Consider the following 20,092-nt stretch of genomic DNA (forward strand, 5'->3'; position numbering starts at 1 on the left):
CTCCTAACCAGCCAACAGGTTGAATCAGAAAAATCAGGCGCGTGAATCCCCCTTACGATTCACTCAAAGAAGATCACGCTCTAGCGTGGCCTTAGCGTGGCATCAACGCGGCGGTAGCGCCACCGTCGGAAGCCGCGGGTCGGTCCACCGAGTTCGGTGGGGACCTCAGGACCATATCTTGGAGACCACGGCGTGGACGTCGAGCGGGGTCACGATCAGTCCCGCCGGGCGCAGGGCGGTCACCGTCCGGTCGATCCCGAGGAGCTTGATGCTTTCGATCACTTGCGCATAGCCGCCCCAGCCACCGACGATCCGGTCGAGGATCACCCCGGCGCGGGCCAGCGTGGCTTCGGTGTTTGCCTGGCTGCTGAGATAGGTGGCCCAGATCCTCGTCCGCAATTCCGGAGCGGCTCCGATGAGGAGCGCCCTGAACACGGTGGTGGAGCAGTTGTTGCTGAGGAAGCGGTAGGAGCCCAGCGCTCGCTCATCATGGGACCAGTTGTCGTTGGCGTCGCACACCGACTTCCACCACGAGAGGACCTTGTCCTCGTCGAGGTCCGCGATCGGGGCCGAGGCGAAGTGGGGAGTCCCGTCCGCTTCGATGTCGTCGCGGATGGTGTGCCGCTTGGCACGCGAGTCGAGCGCCGCCTTGAGCGCGTGCTCGGCCGGCCACCAGGAGATATAGGCGTCCCCGACTTGCGCCGAGGCATGGCCGACGCCGCGCGTACCCTGCGGACCGACCCCGCCCATGTTCCAGGTGAAGACGGTGATCGTCATGCCATGTCCTTGGCTGCCGCCGCCGGCGAGGCCAGCGTTCCGCGTGCGCCGGGCCTCACTTCATCGCCACCTGGCCGGGCTGCGTCAGCATCGTCTTGGCGCCATCGCCGACCAGGAAGTAGGCTCCCCAGTAATAGGGATGCGAATAGCGCCGCGTGTCGATGAGCTGGTTCTGCGCCACGCGCAGCGAGTTGCCCATAGGGGCGGTACGCCCGGTGCTGTAGAAGGTCTGCATCAGGTTCTGGGTTTCCTGCGAATCGGGAACCGCCCAGAAGGTCGCCATCACCGCGCGGGCCCGGGCGGCGATGAAGGAGCGCACCAGCCCGTCCAGCGCCGGCGATGCGTTCTCGAGGCCGGCCTTGAGCGCGGTCCGGCTGCTGGTGCCCGCCGCGGTGTCGCAGGCGGACAGCACCACCAGGTTGGCGTCGAGCTGCAGACGGGCGACTTCGTCGAACGAGAGCAGTCCGTCCGAGAGGACTTCCCCGTCGGCGGCCGGTGCCGCCAGCGTGGTGACCAGCGCCGGGGGAAGGTGGACCTTGCACTGCGGCAGGTCCACTTGCGTCTCGGGCAGCCCGTGCGTGGCGAAATGGATCACCTGGTAGCGGCCCAGCTCGGTGGAGGCGGGACCGTTCAGCAGGTTGACGTCGGTGAACGCCCCCAGCGTGATCTCGGGCGAGCCCGGTGCGCCCAGCGCCGCGGCGGCGAGGCCGAGTTCGCGTGCGCTGATCGGCTTGTTCTGCGCCATCACGCCCGCCCAGGTGCCGTAGGAGACCGCGCAGTCGAACGGCATCTTGTCTTCCGCCGCCGCGATCGAGGCGCGTTCGGCGGGGGCGTTCTCGCCCAGCCCGAGGAACTTGCCGGGCGCCTGCGAGGGGCGCACGTCGTTGCGCACGCGCAGGAACGCGCGGGGCGAGAGGGCCACCGCGGTGTCGGTGCCGCGCGCCAGGAACTTGAGCTTGGAATAGTCGCCCTTGGCGCGCTGCTTCTCGTAGGCCTCGGCCGACGCCGGATCGGTCACCAGGATCGCCAGGGGCAGCTGGCGCAGCTTGCCCGCGGGATCGTAGACGACGCGGGTGGCCCCGGCCACCGTCGCGGCCGCGGGGCCGGCGATCGCCTGGAACAGTTGCGAGGCCTTGCTCACCTGGAAAAGCCGCGTCGAGCGCGTGGCCTCGTCCAGGCGGGCGCTGGACAGGACCTGCTCGGCCAGCCGCTCGGTCCGCGCCAGGCCGCCATCGACCATGTAGATCCAGGTCTGGTCCCGGGTGATGACGATGCCCGCCATCGTCGAATAGAGCTGCGTCAGCTTCAGATAGGCCTCGCCGGGCGCCAGCGCATCGCGGATCTGGGCGATGGTGGCGGGCTCGTCCTGCAGCGCGCCGATACGGTCGCTGGAAAGGAGCTGGCCGTTGATCGTGTCGCGCTCGGCGGAGGTGGCCTGCCGCTCCTGCTCCAGCCGCTCGAACTCGGGCCCGCTGCTGGTCGGCAGCCCGGAGATCTCGGTGCGCAGGCGCACCATCTGGCGATCGAGGAGCGCGCGGCGGCGCAGCAGCCCTGCCACGCTTTCGTCGGCAGCGACCACCTTCTGAAGCTGGGCATACTCGCGCGCGATGGCCGGCTCGCCGATCATCTGCATTGCGTGGAAGTATTCCTGGTCGCGCGCGTCGCTCTGCGGCGCGTTGGTGAGCAGCGTGAAGTAGCGCTCCAGCGCGGCGAGCGAGACGTAGCCGGTGCCGGTCAGCTCCGGCAGCGTCTGGACCGCGCTGCGATAGTTGGCGAGGACCTTGTCCGGCGCGGTGGCGGGGTCGCGCGAGGCGATGCTGGCGCGCTCCAGCCGCGTGTCGGCCAGCAGAGGCGCGTTCTGGAAGGTGTCGCTGACCGGCCGCGCGCCCGGGAACACGCAACCCGCGCCGGCGGTGTTGCCGCTCAGCGCGTCGACGGCGCAGTCGAGATGCACCAGCGCCTTGTCGATGCTGCCGCGGCGCACGAGGATGCGGGCCTGCTGGCGCTCGATGACCGTGCGCAGCCACACGATGTTGTCGGCCGCGTAGCGCGCCAGGATGACGCGCGCCGCCTTGGCGGCGTTCTGCAGCGCCACGTCCGCCTCGTCGATGCGATTGGCGCCGAGATAGGCGACGCTCAGCGCCTGGTAGCGCTGCGCTTCGAGCAGCGAGCGATTGAGCTGGTTCTGGTCGGTCAGTTCGGCCTGAACCTCATCCGCCTGGCCCAGCGCTTCCTCGTTGAGGCGGCTCAGCGTGACCGGATCCTCGAGGCTCCCGGCCTCGGCCTGGCTGCGCGTGAGGGCGGCGATGGCGTCGTTCCAGCGATGCTGGTTGATGAGGTCCACGCCGCGATAGGTGGCGAGCTGGCGCACCTGCTCGTCCCGCCGCGGCAGATCGCGCCCGGTGCGGAGCAGGCCGTCGGCGACCGCGAAGTCGTTGGCCGCGAGCTCGAACTGGCTGAGGTTCGATTCGGCGAGGCCGGCCGCGAGGCGCAAGTCGATGCGGGTCGAGACGTCGGCATTGGCGAAGGCGCGCAGGGCATCGTTGAGCGTGCGCGAGGCATCGAGCAAGCGCCCGGTCTGGAGCGCGGTGACGCCGTCGGCCAGCGCAGCCTCGGCAGTCAGCGCCTTGGTGTCGCCCGCCGCGGTGAAGGCCTGGCCCGCGGGCACCGCGGCCAGGTCGAACGAAGGCTTGGCGGCGGTGTTGCCGCCGGGGGTGCGGCCGCCGCCGGCGATGACGCGAAGCGCCGTCTCCAGCGTGCCCACCGCCGATTCCAGCGCCGCGCCCTGCCAGGTCGTGCCCTTGCGCGTGAAGCGGATGTCGATCGCCGCCTTGCCCAGCGTGGCGTCGACGCAGCGGCGCACTTCGACCGGACCGAGGCCCGCGACCTCCGCCGTCAACGCCGCGCCGCAGTGGTCCAGCGGCGCGGGCTTGCCGGCGGGGCCGACGTAGCCTTGCGCATCGGCGGCGGCGATATCGCGGCAGGTGATGACATAGGCCTGGTCTCCGGCGTAGCGCACCGGGCCGCCACCGGCAGACCACTCGCGCGAGGCGGAGCACGAGTCCCCGTTCGCGTTCGTGCCCAGCGCAAAGCGCTCGGGCGCCGGCGCGGCGAGGGCCGGGCTGGCGGTCGCCAGGACGGCCAGCGAGGATGCCAGGGAGAGGACCGCCTTGCGGCCGTTCCGGAGCGGGGATGAGGTGCGGTTCGACATCGTGCTTACTCCGGTTTCGCGGCAGGGCATTCCGGGTTCTCCGGCCGGCATTCGAGCGTATCGATGCCCACCGGCGCATCCGCGACGTTGACGATCAGCCCTTCGTTGCCGCGCCCGATCAGGGGGCTGACCGCGATGGTGGTGTCGTCGTCGGCGTCGAAGAGGGCGATCTGGCGCTCATCGTAGAAGTTGAAGTTGGGCTGCGGGATGTCGGTGGAGAGGCAACCGCGATCGGGTGCGCCGATGACGCATCCGTTGAACCGCGAACTGGCGCGGGTGACGCGGAAGTCGTTGGGATCGCCGGTGGGATTGACGATCTCGATCGCCTCGTTGGTGAGCAGCGCGGCGGTGCTGTTCGTGAAGTTGTTGACCACCCCGAACATGGCGAAGCTGTTGTTCCCCGTCTCGCCGGTGCTGATCAGCCGCAGCGCGAGCGCGGTCTGGTCCGGTTGGCCGTTGGCGGGCGAGTTGATGAGGACGCCGCGGTTCCCGGAGATCTGCGTGTTCTGGAACAAGGCGAAGTTCCGGTATCCCACGGTGACGCGCCTGGCGGTGAGGAAGACGCCGAGGTTCTGCGCCGTCCGGTCCGTGTAGAGGATCGAGGCGGGGTTGGAGACCTCGGCGGCGATCTGCGCGTTGGTCATGCCGATGTAGCCGTCGACCATGAGCGTGGTGCCGAAGACTATGCGCTCGCCCCGTAGCTCGAGCAGGCTGGAGCCCGCGTCGATCCGCGGCGCCGTGCTCCTGTCGAGCCGGGCGACGATCGAGGTGGCGAGGCTTTCGGACCCGGCATCGTCGCCGAGCTCGCCCAGCAGGCCGCCGATCTGCAGTGTGCGTTCCGCGCTTCCGGCGACCACGATGGGGCCGGTGATCTCCACCGCGCCGGTGGTCAGGAAGCGGGTGTCGGTCGTGCCGGTAGCGGCGCCGATCGTCATCGTTCCCAGTTCCAGCGCCTTGCTGCCCGCATCGACGACCACGGTGGCGGCCTTGGCGCGGCCGAGTTCGGCGTTGGAGATCGCGAAGGCGGCGCCCGAGGTGATCGTCGAGTCCCCCATCACGGTGGCGTTGGCGCCGGTGTTGCGCAGCACCACGCGGCCATCGGCGCTGGTCAGGTCGCCGCGGATGTCGACGTCTGCCGCCGCGATGACGATGTTGCGGCCATTGGCGGCGCTTGCCAACGCCGACCCCGCCGGCAGCCCCGGCGCGCCGCGCGGGTCGCCCGCGACCAGGCTGATGCCCGCGGCCTGGCCGGCCAGCGCGGTGTCCAGCACCGCGTGGCGGGCGTCCGCGCCGCTGCGCGTGCCCCCGATCGTCGCCGCGCCGGTGGTGACGAGGCCGCTGGCGGCGATCTCGATGTCGTCCCCGGCGCTGGTGGTGCCGAGCGTGGCGTTGAGGCCCGCGCGGACGGCGACGTCCTCGCTGGCGATGGTGGTCGCCGCGCTCAGGTTGCCTCCGGCGAGGAGGACCACCGAGCCGCCGGCGGCGCTGCTGGTGGCGAGATCGAGGTTGCCCCTGGCGTTCACCAGCACGTCGCCCACGCCGAGCGTGCGCAGCGCGCCGCCCGAGGTCACGGCCCCACCCTGCGCCCTCAGGCGCAGGCTGGACTGGGCGAGCTGCGGGTCCTCGCCCCCGGCGATGCTCACGGCGTTGGCCGCTCCGGCCACGGCGGTGAAGGTCACCGAGGTGCCTCCCTCGCCGGTGGCGCCATTAGCCGTGCCGTTGGTGAGCGCGAGGTTGCCGGCGTTGGCGGTCATGTCGATGTCGTCGCCGGCGGTGGCGGTCGCGACGGTGATCCCCGAGCCGGCCTGGACGGCGATGTCGCGGCTCGCCACCAGCGAGCCGGCGGTGACCGCGCTTCCCGCGAGCACGCCCACCGACCCGGCGCTCGCCGTCGCCGCACCGAGCGAGACGGTGCCCGCGGCATTGACCAGGATTTCCCCGGCGCGCTGCCCGTGGAGCGCGGTGGCCGAGGTCACGTTGCCGGTCTGCGCCCGCAGGCGGATCGTCGCGGCGGTGAGCTGCGCATCTTCGGTGCCGATGCCGAGGGCCCCGGCCGCGCCCGGCGTGCCGGTGAAGACCACCGATGTGCCGCCCGCTCCCGTCCCGGTCGCGGTGCCGCTGGCGAGCGCCAGGTTCCCGTTGAGCGCCACCACGTCGATGTCGTCGCCGGCGCTGGCGGCGGCGATCACGACGTCGCTCGCCGCACCGCCGGTGGTGCCGCCGCGCACGCCGATGTCGCGGCTGGCGATGAGCGTGGCGGCGTCGATGCGCTGGCCGGCGAGCAGGCCGATCGACCCGTTCGCCGCAGTGACGGTGTTCAGCGAGAGGCTGCCGCTGGCATTGACCAGCACCTCGCCGGCGCCGGGCGTCTCGAGCGCGGTGGCGGAGACGATGTTCCCTGCCTGCGCGCGCAGCCGGATGGTCGAGCCCGTCAGCTGCGCATCCTCGGCGCCGAACGTCACCGCATCCACGCTGCCCGGCGCGGCGGCGAAGGCCAGCGACCGGCCATCGCTGCCGCCGGCACCGGTCGAAAGCCCGCTGCCCAGCGCCAGGTTCCCGTTGAGCGCCACCACGTCGATGTCGTCGCCGGCGCTGGCGGCGGCGATCACGACGTCGCTCGCCGCACCGCCGGTGGTGCCGCCGCGCACGCCGATGTCGCGGCTGGCGATGAGCGTGGCGGCGTCGATGCGCTGGCCGGCGAGCAGGCCGATCGACCCGTTCGCCGCAGTGACGGTGTTCAGCGAGAGGCTGCCGCTGGCGTTGACCAGCACTTCGCCGCGCCCTTGCGTCTCGAGCAGCGTGGCGGAGGTGACGTTGCCGTTCTCGCTGCGCAGGCGGATCGTGGAGTCGTCGAGTTGCGCGTCTTCGGCACCGATCCTCAGGGCACCGGCGCTTCCGGGCAGGCCGCCGAACAGGACCGAGGCCGCGTNATCCTCGGCACCGATGACCACGGCACCCGCGCTTCCGGGCAGGCCGCCGAACAGGACCGAGGCCGCGTCGGTGCCCGTTGCGCCGGTAGCCACCCCGGTGGTCAGGAACAGGTTCCCGTTGAGCGCCACCACGTCGATGTCGTCGCCGGCGCTGGCGGCGGCGATCACGACGTCGCTCGCCGCACCGCCGGTGGTGCCGCCGCGCACGCCGATGTCGCGGCTGGCGATGAGCGTGGCGGCGTCGATGCGCTGGCCGGCGAGCAGGCCGATCGCGCCGTCGCTCGCCTCGACGGTGTTCAGCGAGAGGCTGCCCGCGGCGTTGACCAGCACCTCACCCCGGCCGCGCGCCTCCAGCGCGTCGTCCGAAGCGATGCTGCCGACGGCCGCGCGCAGGCGGATGCTCGATCCGAGCAGCTGCGCGTCCTCGGTGCCGAAGCCGACGGCGTCGACGGTTCCGGGCGTGCCCGTGAACGACACCGAACGACCGTCGGTTCCGTCCGCGCCCAGCGCGGCCCCGGTGGTCAGGAACAGGTCGCCGTTCAGCGCCACCACGTCGAGGTCGTCGCCCGCCGTGGCCGTGTCGATCGCGACGTCGCTTGCCGGGCCGGCGGTGGTGCCGCCGCGCACGCCGATGTCGCGGCTGGCGGTGAGGCGGGTGGCGGTGACGGTGCCGCCCGCAAGGATGCCGATCGCGCCGCCGGCATCCGCATCCGCGACCGTGACCGCGTTCCCCGCATTGAGGAGGATGTCACCCTCGAGCGTCTGCAACCGGGTCCCGGTGAGCGGCGACCTCGAGCCGGCGATGTTGCCGGTGGCGGCGCGCAGGCGGATCGACGACTGGACGAGCTGCGGATCCTCGGCATCGACGATCCGCACCGCGTTCTCGGCGCCGGCCACGCCCAGGCTGACCCCGGTGCCCCCGGTCCCGTCGCTCGCGAGCGCGGTGCCGTCCTGCAGGTGCACGTTGCGCTCGGCCACGAAGTCGATGTCGTCGCCTGCCCGGGCCGAGCCGACGCTGACGTCGACGCCCGCCAGCATGCCGATGTCGGCTTGCGCGACGAGCGTGCCGGCCTGCGCGGCGAAGCCCGCCAGCACGCCGATCGACCCTTGGCGCGCCTCGGCCTCGCCGAGCGTCGCATTCCCCGCCGCGTTGACGAGGATGTCGCCGGCGCCGGTGCCGAGGAGCGTGTCGCTGTCGATGCTGCCGGCCGCCGCGCGCAGGCGAATGGATGCTCCGGCGAGGTCCGCATCCTCTCCCACGGCGCTGTCCAGCGCGTCCAGAGCGCCGGCCGCAGCGGTGAAGCGGATCGAGGTGCCGCCGACTGGGACGATACCGTTGGAGGTGCCATTGGCCAGCACGAGATCGCCCGCGAGCGCGACCATGTCGATGTCGTCGCCCGCGGTCGCGGTGCCGACGTCGATGCCGGCGCCGGCCTCGACGGTCACGTCGCGGCTGGCGGTCAGCAGCGTGGCGCGGGTGTCGAGGCCGGTCAGCACGCCTATCGAGCCGCCCCCGGCCGCTGCGTCGCCGAGCTGCGCGTCGCCGCTGGCGTTGACCAGGATGTCGCCGCTGCCGGTCGCGAGGTCGTCCGACTGGATGCCGCCCGCCTCTGCGCGCAGGCGGATCGTCGAGGCGGCAAGCGGCGCGATTTCGGTGGTCCGGTCGATTTCGACGGCGGCCGGCGCCCCGGCGGTGCCGAAGACGACCATGCTGCCGCCCGTGCCGGGGGTGCCGTTGGCCGTCGCCGACCTCAGCACGAGGTCGCCCGAAAGGGCGGTGACGTCGATGTCGTCGCCGGCATTCGCCGACCGCACGCGCACGCCCGTGCCGGCGCGGATGCCGATGTCGACACTGGCCGTGAGCGCGGAGAGAGGACCGTCCGCCGCGACCGTGCCGCCGGCAAGGATGCCCATCGAACCCACATCGGCGGTGACGAGGTTCAGCGTGGCATCCTGCGCGGCATTGACCAGGATGTCGCCGTCGCCGCGCGTCGCAAGCGTGCCCGTGCTGGTGATGCTGCCCTGCGCGGCGAGGCGGATGGTGGAATTGGAGAGTTGTGCATCTTCGCCCAGGTCGATGCCGATGGCGGTAGCCGTGCCAGGAATGCCGGCCGCCACCACCGAGGTCCCCGTCCCGCCGGTTCCCAGCGCGGTGCCGTTGGTGAGCGACAGGTCGCCGGTGGTGGCACGCATGTCGACGTCGTCGCCGGCGACCGCCGTCGCCACGGCGATGCTGGCGCCGATCACGCCGACGTCGGCGCTGGCTGCCAGACGCGATGCGGTCACTGTCCCGCCAGCGCGGATCCCGACCGAGCCCGAAGCGGCCTCGGCCGCGTTGAGCGCGGCGTCCGCGGCGGCGTTGACCAGCAGGTTGCCCGTGGCGGCGGTGGTGAGCGTGCCGGTGGAGGTGACGCTTCCCGTCTGTGCCCGAAGGCGGATCGTCGAGCCCGCCATCTGCGCGTCCTCGCCCGGGCCGACCAGGATCGAGCCCGGCTGCCCCGGCAATCCGGGGAAGCTGACCGTCTCGAGGTTGATCCCGGTGCCGGTGGCGGTGCCGTCCCGCAGGGCAACCGAACCGCCGGTGCTGACGAAATCGATGTCGTCGCCCGTGCGGGCGCTGGTCACCGCGATATCGCCGCCGGCGCGGATCGCCACGTCGTGCAAGGCGTCCAGCGCTCCCGCGGTGACGCTGCCCCCGGCATGGAGCCCGATCGCGCCGCTTGTGGACGCGGCGTTCGCGAGCGTGAGCGCGCCGCCCGCCGAGGCGAGGATGTCACCCGATGCGAAGGCACCTTCGATCCCGACCCCGGCAGCGCCGCTGACCAGGATGTCTCCGTCGACGGTCCGCAGCTCGGTGCCCGACGAGACGCTGCCGAGCGCCGCGCGCAGGCGGATGGTCGATCCGGCGAGGGCAGGGTCCTCGGGCGTGAGGACGGCGATCGAGCCCGGCAGGCCCGGCGCGACGGGGAAGGCGATGGCGCTGCCGCCCGTCCCGGTGCCCAGCGCGCTGGCGCGCGCGAGCGAGACGTCGCCGGTGCTGCTGAGGACGTCGATATCGTCTCCCGCCGCGGCGCTGGCGATGGTGACGTTGCCGCCGGCGCGGGCGGCGATGTCCTCTCCTGCCGTGAGGGCACCGGCGACGATGGCGCCGCCCGCGGACAGGCCGATGTTGCCGCCGACGGGAGCGGTGGCGGGGTCGGCGAAGGCGGTGGACGCGCCCTGGAGGCTGACGTCTTCCCCGGCCGAGACGCGGATGTCGCCGCGGTTGGTCCGCAGGTTGCCGGTGGCGGTCGCGTCGGTGCCGGCGCGGATCTCCAGCGCCGCGCCTTCGTCCTGGATCGTGATGCTGCCGGTGCGCACCGCGCCCGTGGTGGAGGCGATGGTCAGCGCGTTGTCGACCACGATGGCGCCCGTCGTGATCGCGCCGGCGGCGTTGAGCGCCGTGCTGCCGGCCGTGGACAGGCTGGCCGCAGTGACGTTGCCGAGGGTGATGGCGGGCGCGCTGGTGACGATCACGTCGCTGCGCTGGGCGGGCGTTCCCGCGGCAAAGCCGGCCTCCAGCAGGGTCTGCGCACCGAAGCGGACTTCGCCGAGGTCGGACTGGAGCTCGAGATCGGCATTGCCGGTGCGGTCCGTGTCGGAACGCAAGGTCAGCGCGCCCACGCCGGTCACGTCGTCATCGCGGGCGTGGATGAACACGCGGCGGGCCGCCTGCTGCGTGCTGGCGGCATCGTCGGTGCCGAGCGTGACGGAGCCGGCTTCCACCAGGTAGTCGTCGCCCGCGGTCACCCCGCCGGAGACGGAGATCTGCCGTCCGGCGCGGAGATCGACGTCGCCGCCGGTGGTGATCTGGCCGAGGAACGCGGCGTCGCGGCCGGCCTCGACGATCACGTCGGTCCCGGCATCGAGCGCGCCAAAGCGCGCGTCGTTGCCGATCGTTGCGGTGATCGCGCCGGTGCCGGCGGAGATCGGACCCGTCACGATGGCATCGCCGGCGGCGTCCAGGTCGACGCTTCGCTGGGCGAAGACGCTTCCCGCCTGGGTATAGTCCCGGGTGCCGGTGACGAGGACGTCGCGGCCCGCGACGAGGCTGCCTGCAACGGAGGTGTCGCGCCCGGCCGTGAGGCGGGTGTCGCGACCGGCGGTGGCCGCGCCGTTCAGGGCGATGTCGGTTCCCGCCTCGACGAGGAAGTCGACGCCGGCGCTGACGGCGCCATCGACGGTCACGAACCCGCCCGCTTCGACCGAGACGTCCGCGGCGGCCGAAAGCGCGCCAAGCGTGGCATCGCCGTCCACGTCGATGGTCAGCGTGCCGCCGCTCGACTGGTTGCGGCCGGTGGCGCTGACGGAACCGGTGACGAGAAGGGTGGAATCCCCGGCCGAGACGATGTCACCGGTCTGGGTGAGCGCGGCCGTCTCCAGCGAAAAGGTGCCCCCGGCGTTGATGTCGCCGGTGACGGTCGTGTCGCCCCCGACCTGGAGCGCAATATCGCCGTTGGCGACGGTGATCGCGCCTTCGATCACCGCGTCCAGCCCGGTGGCGAGCGCAAAGCCGCTGTCCGCCTCGACGGCACCGGCGAAGGTGGCGCTGCCCGCGGACGCGACCTCGACCCCCGCCCCGGCGGTGATCGCGCCCAGCGCGGCGTCGCCGGCGGTGCTGACGATGGCGTTCCGCCCCGCCGTCATGCTGCCGCTGCCGGTCAGGTCGCGCGCGGAAACGATGCGCACGTCGGAGCCGGCCTGTGCGGCGACGAGAGCGCCGGCCTGGTCGATCGATGCCGCATCGCTGCTGTTGATGGTGATGGTACCCGCGGGGGATGCCGCGGACGCCGTGGCGAGCGTGACCGTTCCGCCTGCGGCGGTCGCGGTCAGCGTGGCGTTCGCAGCGACGTTGAGCAGGGCGGCGGTCAGGGCGTTCTCCACGCCGCCGGCCACGACGACCGACTGGCCCGTGAGGTTGTCGTTCACGTTGACCGCGGCCGAGCCCAGCGTGGTGCCCGCGTTGATCGTGAAGCTCAGCGGGTTGCCGAGCCCGCCGGTGAAGGTGACGTCGCTCGCGGCGACCAGCACGATGGAGCCGCTGTCGGTCGCCAGCGCGCCGGTGGTGGAGATGGTCTGGCCGACCGCGACGATCGAACCCGCGACGTTGAGGCTGCCACCGAGCGCGATCGGGCTGGCACTGCCGCCGGCAAAGGTCAGCGCGGTGGAATTAGCGGCACCAGGCGCTGCGAAGGCCGTACGGAACGATCCATCGACGGTGTTCGCGAAGTCCAGCGTGGACAGCATCAGGCTGCCGCCGGCGAGGTTCACGCGCGACCCGGAGCCGAAGGCGATGCCCTCCTGGTTGACCAGCCACACCGAGATGCCCGCATCGGCGTTGATCGTGCCGTCGATCACCGAGGCAGGGCCGCCGGTCAGCACGCGATTGACCGCGACCAGGTCGGTGGCCGAGGCGCTCGTGTAGTTCACGACGTCGTTGGCGCCGACGCTGTAGCTGTTGAAGTCGAGGATGCGGCTGGCGCCGTTGAGGTCGATGTCGGTGGTGATCGCACCGTCGGGCGCGGTCGCGGTGCTGACCGAGGCGCCCCCCGCGTTGGCGAGGCTGGGCGCGACCTGGGCATGGGCCTGGTCGGCGAGGAAGCCCGTGCCGATCAGCGCGGTGGAGCCCAGCAGCGAGAGGCGCAGGGTGGCAGTGATGCCGAAGCGACGCGTGGTGGCGGTCATGGAACCTTTTCCTCTCAGAACAGCTTGGCCGTGATCGAGACCAGGACGCGGTCGGACGGCTTCTTCTCGTCGGTCGGCAGCACCCGGTCGAGCGGGTGGGCATACGTCAGATCGACCACCAGCCGGCGCGGCAGCACGAAGCGCAGGCCTGCGCCAAGCGAGCGCAGCGTGCGCTTTTCGTCGATGGTGCCGGGATCGAGGTTCTCCAGCCGCACCCAGTCGAAGAAGGCGCTCGCCTCCACCCCGAAGCGCGGCACCGGCAGCTTGACCCGCGGTTCCACCGTGAAGCCATAGGCGCGGTCGCCGCCGAAGCCGCCCGGATCGTAGCCGCGGCCGTGGGTGTAGTTGCCCAGCGAGAACTCCTCGAGGTTGAGGAGCGGGTCGTCGGTCCACTGCCCGAAGCCGCCGAGATCGAGCTGGATGCGGTCGGTGGGGCGAAGCGAGACGTCGAGGTCGCCCTTGACGACGAAGGCTTGCGGGTCGCCGAAGAGGCGGCTGGGCGCGCCGCTCGACGTCACCACCCCCTGCTGCGTGGCGTCGAGCACGTCGAGGCCCTTGCGCAGTTCGAGCGCGGCATGGGTGCGCATCCATTCGCGCGTGGCGTTCTCCACCCGGAAGTCACCCTCGATGCGGCCGTAGAGGACGCGGATCTTGTCGTAGGTGAACGGCAGCGTGTTGCCGCCGGCATGGAAGCGCGCCTTCTGCTCGATCAGCTCGAAGCCGCCGGTCGCCAGGACCGTGGTCTTGAGATCGCGCACCAGCGGCATGCTGAGGTCGATGCCCGCGATGATCGAGCGCGAGCGCAAGTCGAGGTCCTCGATGTCCGGACGCGACCACGCCATCGAGCCGCGCAGGCCCAGGCGCAGCCCCGAGGCGGTCACGCCGAAGTCGTGCCCGGCCTGCACCACGCGCACCTCGTCCCAGTCGAACGAATTGGAGTAGGCGACGTAGGTGCGGTCCGCGAGGCCGGTCAGGCCGTAGGCCTCCGCCCGCAGCGAGCCGACCCAGCGGCCGAGCTGGTGCGAGCCGTAGTCCTGCACGTTCGCCATCACCGCGAAGCGCTCCGACGTGACATTCAGCGTGCCGATCACGTCGCCCGGCGCCGCATTGGCGGAGCTCAGGGTGAGCGTCACGTCCAGCCCGGGCACGTCGCCGGTGAGCAGCAGCAGCCGGATCGCGTCCTTGCGGTTCAGCGGCTCCAGCGCGCGGATCTGTTCCACCGCCCGCTCGAGCTGGCCGCGGAACGGGCCCGGGTCGCCGACGATGCGCACTTCGGTGATGCGCGCGGTGACGACCTGGATGCGCAGCGTGCCGTTGCTGATCTGCTGCGGCGGGATCTGCGCGAGCGCGACGTAGCCCGCTTCGCTCAGCCGCTGGTTGATGGCATCGCGCACCCGGCAGACCACCGCGATCGGCTGCTCTCCGCGCACGTCGCCTTCGACGCCCGCCAGGAGAGCCTGCAGTTCCTGCGGCAGCGGCGAGCCGTCGGGCTTTTCGATCACCAGGCCGGAAAGGTTGACGCGCACGTCCGACCCTTCGAGCGCGCAGGGCGCCGGCGTCAGGGCGTTTGCGGTCTCCACGCGCACGTCGGGGCGCGGCAGGTCCCGTTCGGGAATGGTCTGTTCGATTTGCGGGCGGTCCGGAAGCACGTCCTGCGCCGATGCCACTGCACCGCCTGCGCATACCCCGACAGTCGCCAGGACTGCCTTCCCCCAAGCGTACTTCATATTGCCCCCTGCATCCAGGTGGAGCGGAATCATCCTACCGTTGCTGGTGAGATCATGTTCGCCCCGCGGCGGTTTATTCGGAGATTCTTTAAGCAAGTCAACTGAGTTAACAGAAGTATTGCATTGCGGCATGACAATCGCAGTCATACCACGATCAGGGTATGACGAATTGTGTCAGCTGTACTTTGGGGAGCATTTTCGCGGTGGTTTTGGTCTCCGCCCGCTGTTCCCATCGTCCCGGCTCGGGACTAGCACCTGCAGAGCGGACCTTCCGCCGGAAAAGCATTCAAAATGGATGCGGCGCTGCAGCATGGCTGAGCCGCGGAGCAGCGAGGTCCGTCCAGCGCCCGGCATGCACCGATGGCGCTCCGCCGCGGGAGCGTATAAAGGCGCGCGGATGCTTCGCCTGACCGATCTCTCGCTGCCGCTGGACCATACCCCTGCCGACCTCGACGCCGCGGTGGCCACGCGCCTGGACCTCGCGCCCTCGCGAATCGAGCGCGTGGCCGTCTTCCGGCGCGGCAACGATGCGCGCCGCAAGAACGCGATCAAGCTTGTCTATGCGCTCGACGTGACGGTGCAGGACGAGGCGGAAGTGCTCGCCCGTTTCGTGGGCGATCCGCATGTGCGGCCGACCCCCGACACCGCCTACAAGTTCGTCGCGCGCGCGCCCGAGGGCTATGCCGGGCCGCGGCCGGTGGTGATCGGCGCCGGGCCCTGCGGCCTGCTCGCCGCGCTGGTCCTGGCGCAGATGGGCTTGCGCCCGATCATCATCGAGCGCGGCAAGGCGGTGCGCGAACGCACCCGCGACACCTGGGGGCTGTGGCGGCGCTCGGTGCTCGATGCGGAGAGCAACGTCCAGTTCGGGGAGGGCGGCGCAGGCACGTTCTCGGACGGCAAGCTCTACAGCCGCATCAAGGATCCGCGCCATCTCGGCCGCAAGGTCCTGACAGAGTTCGTCAAGGCCGGTGCGCCCGACGATATCCTCACCGAAGCGCACCCGCACATCGGCACCTTCCGCCTGGTCACGATGGTCATGGCGATGCGCGAGACGATCGAATCGCTGGGCGGCGAGTACCGCTTCGGCACGCGCGTCGAGGACTTCGCGATCGAGGCGGATGGGGCTGGGGTCCGCCGGCTGCAGGGGCTGCACCTCTCCACCGGGGAGTTCCTGCCGGTCAGCCATGTCATCCTCGCGGTAGGGCACTCGGCCCGGGACACCTTCGAGGTGCTGCACACCCGTGGGGTCCATGTGGAGGCCAAGCCCTTTGCCATCGGCGTTCGCATCGAGCATCCGCAGAGCTGGATCGACAAGGCGCGGTACGGTCCCTGCGCGGGCAACCCGATCCTGGGGGCGGCTGCCTACGCGATCTCCCATAAGGCGACCAACGGGCGCACGGTCTATTCCTTCTGCATGTGCCCCGGCGGGCGCGTGGTGGCCGCCACGAGCGAGGAGGGGCGGGTCGTGACGAACGGCATGAGCCAGTATTCCCGCGCCGAGTTCAACGCCAACTCGGGCCTGGTGGTCGACGTCAGCCCGGAGCGCGACTTCCCGGGGCACCCGCTGGCCGGCGTCGCCCTGCAGCGCCGGCTGGAGGAGCTCGCCTTTGCGGCAGGCGGCTCCGACTACAAGGCCCCCGCGCAGAAGGTCGGCGACTTCCTGGCCGGGCGGCCCTCCAGCGAACTCGGCGCGGTGGTTCCCAGCTATCAGCCCGGAGTGCGGCTCACCGCGCTGGAGACGTGCCTGCCCGACTTCGTGACCGAGGCGATCCGCGAGGCGCTGCCGGTGTTCGGTCGCCAGGTCCCAGGCTACGACCATCCCGACGTGGTGATGACCGGCGTCGAGACGCGCACCTCGTCGCCGATCCGCATCACCCGCGGCAAGGACCTACAGAGCCTCAACACGCGCGGGCTCTACCCGGCCGGGGAAGGGGCGGGCTACGCCGGGGGGATCCTCTCGGCCGCGGTCGACGGCATCCGCGTCGCCGAGGCACTGGCGCTGGAGCTGGTCGGGACATGACCAGGCTGCGGAGTATCCGGTGATCGAGACCTACGACGCCATCGTCCTGGGGGCAGGCGCCGCCGGGTTGTTCTGCGCCGCCACCGCGGGGCAGCGCGGCCGGCGCGTCCTGCTGCTGGACCACGCGCCCGAACCGGGTCGCAAGATCCTGATCTCGGGCGGGGGGCGGTGCAACTTCACCAACCTGCACACCGCGCCCGAGCGCTATCTTTCGAGCAATGCCCACTTCGCCAAGTCGGCGCTGAGCCGCTACACCGCGGCCGATTTCCTGGCCCTGGTGGAGGCGCATGGCATCGCCTGGCACGAGAAGACGCTGGGGCAGCTGTTCTGCGACGGTTCGGCCCGGCAGATCGTGGCGATGCTGCTGGACGAATGCGCCAAAGCGACGGTGACGCTCCGCTGCGGCGTGGCGGTGGACGCCGTCGAGCATGCCGATGGGCTCTATCGGGTGCGCCACGGCGCCGTCACCGCGAATGCGCCGGCGCTGGTCGTCGCCACCGGGGGGGCGTCGATCCCGAAGATGGGGGCTACCGGGTTCGCCTATGATCTGGCGCGGCAGTTCGGGCTCAAGGTGGTGCAGCCGCTCCCGGCGCTGGTCCCACTGACGCTTCCGGGTGAAGAGGCGCTGTTCCGCGAGCTGTCCGGCGTCTCGACCGAGATCGTGGCGCGGTGCGGCAAGGCGGCGTTCCGCGAGGCGGCGCTGTTCACGCACCGCGGGTTGTCCGGCCCGTCGATCCTGCAGGTGTCGAGCTACTGGAAGCGGGGTGACACGATTACTGCGCAGTTCCTACCGGACCGCCCCGAAGGCTGGCTCAAGGCCATCAAGCGCGAGCGGCCGCGCGTGTCGTTCCGCAAGGCGCTGGGCGAAGGGTTGCCCGAGCGGCTGGCCGAGGCGCTGTCCGAACGGCTGGGGCTCGACGGCGAGATCGGTGGGCTGTCCGACAAGGCGCTGGCGAACGCAGAGGCCCGGCTGGCGCGCTGGCCTTTCGTGCCGGACGGCTCCGAAGGGTTCGCTAAGGCCGAAGTGACCGCGGGCGGGATCGACACCACAGCGCTCTCGTCCAAGACCATGGAAGCGCGCAAGGTGCCGGGGCTCTACGCGATCGGCGAAGCGGTGGACGTCACCGGCTGGCTCGGCGGGTACAACTTCCAGTGGGCCTGGGCGAGCGCCCGCGCGGCCGGACTGGCGATCTGAGAGCCGGCGGTCAGCTGCGCCAGAGCGCCGGCCAGGTCTTGCGCAGCGCCGCCAGCTTGGGCGCGTCGTAGCGGCGGATGTAGCTGCTCTGCGGGTTCCGGCGCAGGTAGTCCTGGTGGTAGGCCTCCGCCGGGTAGAAGCTGCCGCTCTCGATCTTCGTCGCGATCGGGCGCGGGTAGACGCCGGCCTGGTCGAGGCGGGCGATGTAGGCGGCGGCCACCTGGCGCTGGCCGGGGTTCTGCGGGAAGATCGCCGAGCGATAGCTGGGTCCCACGTCGGGGAACTGGCGATTGACCTGCGTCGGATCGTGTCCGACCGAGAAGAAGACCTTCAGCAGCGTGCCGTAGCTGACCTGTCGCGGGTCATAGACGATGCGCACGGCTTCGGCATGGCCGGTCCTCTCGGAGGACACGGCGCGATAGTTGGCGTCGGCCCGGACGCCTCCGGCATAGCCCGTGGTGACGGAGCGGACGCCGCGGACATGCTCGAACACCCCTTCCACGCCCCAGAAGCACCCGCCTGCGAGTACCGCCACCTGATCGCCGGCGGGCGTCGTCTCGGCCGGCGGCGCGGGGAAGGGGGCGGCCGCCGCGGGGGCTTGCGGCCAGGACGCGAGGCCTACCGTGGCGGCAATCGCGGCGGCGGCCAGGATGGCGAGGGAAGCAGGGCGGCTGGGACGCTGGGAGTGGGATCGGCGGCGTGTGGGCATGGGGCTCTCTCCGGTTGATCCCGATATGGGAAGCCTCGGCCGCTGCGCCAGGGGGCGGCGCCGGTGGGTCAGAGCGTCTGCAGGATGGCGCGGCGCTGGTCACCCCGCCAGGCGAGTGCCGCGTCCAGGAGGGCGATGGCGACGTCGCAGCGCTCCGCGTCGGGTCCCTTGCCCTGCAGGGCCTGCGCCACCGCATCGCGGGTGAGCCCGGTGGTGTCGCGTACCTGCGCCACGAGGCTGGCGGGCACGCGCGCGGTGATGGTGTCGGACGCCGCGGGTAGACCCAGCAGGTTTCGTTCGGCGAATGTGCTGGCAAGGCTGCGCTCCGCCGCGCGGGTCGCGGCCGGGACGGGGGTGCTGCCGGACAGCGTGCCGAAGCTCAGGTAGCGCACGCAAGTGGCGGGATCCCTGCCGCGCGCGGCTTCGAGCAGGTCCAGGCGCAAGTGCATCGTGCGCTCGAAGTCTTCTCCGGAGGTCAGGCGACCCTGCAGGAACATGCGCTGGCGCACCAGTTCGACCGTCTGGTCGACCGCCGCCGCGCTGCCCTTGCCGGAGAGGACGGCGTTGCGGCCGTGCCCCTCGACGGTGGCGGCCAGCAGGGCATCCTGTTCCCGCAGCCAGGCAAGGCCATGGTCGGCGCCGAAGGCCTCCCGCACGGCGGCCGTGCTGGCCTGCTCGATCGACCAGCTCTGTGCGGCAGAGCCGGCGCGGTGGTCGCGAGAGGGCTCGTTCAGAGTGCTGAGGATGCCGGCAAGGCCGATGAAGAACACCACCATGACCACCGTCAGCCAGGCGCTGCCTTTCTCCCAAGACGCCACCCGGTCGGCGTCGAGGCGCTGTTCCACCTCGGGGAAGCGCCTGCGTATGCCAGCCAGAAGCGCGCGCACGTCTGCGCCGTTGGCGCGCAAGAAGCGCAGCGGGCCTGCGGGGCCGGGGCGGCGAAGTTCGGCCCAGGCCCGGTGATAGCGGTGATCCTTTTCGCGTACCTTGCGCTCGAAGCGATAGCCGCGAAGGCGCGAACCGAGGTAGTCGACGGCGGGGCGCGCGTCTATCTTGCCCCACTCCTGCTGCCACGCGAACGCCTCGGCGGCCGTTTCCAGCAGCGGCGCGCTGCGCGGCCACGCCTGGGCCAGGAGGTCCGCCAGCCAGTCCTCCATCTCCTGCTGCGCGGTGATGCCGGATTGGTGGACCAGGTCGAGCACCTGGCGCAGCGCGGCTTGCGCGCGTGCCTCCTGCGCTTCGTCCAGCGGCGTCGTGTCCGGCGCGTGCTCGGGATCGAGCAGGGCGGCCAGGCGGGTGAACGGCGATTGCGCGGGAGGCGCGTCGATGCCGGCCGCCCGGGCGTGACCTTCGACGAGGGGCGCCACGAAGGGTTGCCCCGCATCGGTGGCGAGCGCCTGGTGCTCGCCCAACCCGTCCGTGACGCGCAGGTCCGGCGCGAGGCGAACGGCCAGCGGCGCCTCACCAAGCGGGGCGATGCGGGTTGAAAGGAGAGGGTCGGCCTGCCATTCGCCCGGCAGGAGCGGTGCGGCATGCGGCCACTCCGGCGCGGCGGGCGCGGGGGGCTCCGGGGTCGCGACGGTCGGCTCCAGGGCCGCAGCGTCCGGCGGCGATGCCATGCCTCTGGCCAGACGCAGGGCCGCGTCGCGGGCGTCGCGCAGCCGGGCATAGGCATCCACCTCGCGGTCGATGTCCATCGCCTTGATGCGTGCGGCGTAGGCGGCGCGGATCGCCTTGACGTCGGCGGTCGGGCCGATGCCCAGCGACGACCAGGGGAACCTCGGGTTGCTCACCCGCCG

Annotated in this window: 8 protein-coding genes; 2 read left to right on the forward strand and 6 right to left on the reverse strand. The window is 71.5% G+C overall.

From position 1 onward, the window contains the following. Window positions 1–165: 165 nt before the first annotated feature. From ACFFJC_RS00005 to ACFFJC_RS00020, 4 genes are all read right to left on the reverse strand, one after another. Window positions 166–777: a hypothetical protein gene (locus tag ACFFJC_RS00005; RefSeq protein WP_379485520.1), complete on the reverse strand. Its 612-nt coding sequence runs from the start codon at window positions 775–777 to the stop codon at window positions 166–168. 55 nt (window positions 778–832) lie between these two features. Then, on the reverse strand, window positions 833–3,988 hold the full coding sequence (locus ACFFJC_RS00010) for a CHAT domain-containing protein (RefSeq protein WP_379485521.1): 3,156 nt from the start codon (window positions 3,986–3,988) through the stop codon (window positions 833–835). 5 nt (window positions 3,989–3,993) lie between these two features. After that, window positions 3,994–12,642 carry a filamentous hemagglutinin N-terminal domain-containing protein gene (locus ACFFJC_RS00015; RefSeq protein WP_379485522.1) on the reverse strand — a complete coding sequence of 2,883 codons (8,649 nt, stop codon included), beginning with the start codon at window positions 12,640–12,642 and terminating at the stop codon, window positions 3,994–3,996. Window positions 12,643–12,656: 14 nt separating this feature from the next. Continuing rightward, complete coding sequence (locus ACFFJC_RS00020) at window positions 12,657–14,309, reverse strand: ShlB/FhaC/HecB family hemolysin secretion/activation protein (RefSeq protein WP_379485523.1); 1,653 nt, start codon at window positions 14,307–14,309, stop codon at window positions 12,657–12,659. A 457-nt stretch (window positions 14,310–14,766) separates the two neighbouring features. Between ACFFJC_RS00020 and ACFFJC_RS00025 the strand changes: the two genes are divergently transcribed. Beyond that, complete coding sequence (locus ACFFJC_RS00025) at window positions 14,767–16,389, forward strand: NAD(P)/FAD-dependent oxidoreductase (protein ID WP_379485524.1); 1,623 nt, start codon at window positions 14,767–14,769, stop codon at window positions 16,387–16,389. A gap of 19 nt (window positions 16,390–16,408) precedes the next feature. Further along, the gene (locus tag ACFFJC_RS00030) at window positions 16,409–17,584 is read left to right on the forward strand and encodes a BaiN/RdsA family NAD(P)/FAD-dependent oxidoreductase (RefSeq protein WP_379485525.1); all 1,176 of its coding nucleotides are present in this window, start codon (window positions 16,409–16,411) and stop codon (window positions 17,582–17,584) included. A gap of 10 nt (window positions 17,585–17,594) precedes the next feature. Here the strand turns inward: ACFFJC_RS00030 and msrA are convergent, their stop codons facing one another. Together msrA and ACFFJC_RS00040 are read right to left on the reverse strand one after the other, a co-directional pair. Next, window positions 17,595–18,293: a peptide-methionine (S)-S-oxide reductase MsrA gene (gene msrA / locus ACFFJC_RS00035; RefSeq protein WP_379485526.1), complete on the reverse strand. Its 699-nt coding sequence runs from the start codon at window positions 18,291–18,293 to the stop codon at window positions 17,595–17,597. 68 nt (window positions 18,294–18,361) lie between these two features. Then, window positions 18,362–20,086 carry a hypothetical protein gene (locus tag ACFFJC_RS00040; RefSeq protein WP_379485527.1) on the reverse strand — a complete coding sequence of 575 codons (1,725 nt, stop codon included), beginning with the start codon at window positions 20,084–20,086 and terminating at the stop codon, window positions 18,362–18,364. Window positions 20,087–20,092: the final 6 nt, after the last annotated feature.

The organism is Novosphingobium soli, from assembly GCF_042432915.1.
GTDB classification, from domain to species: Bacteria; Pseudomonadota; Alphaproteobacteria; order Sphingomonadales; family Sphingomonadaceae; genus Novosphingobium; species Novosphingobium soli.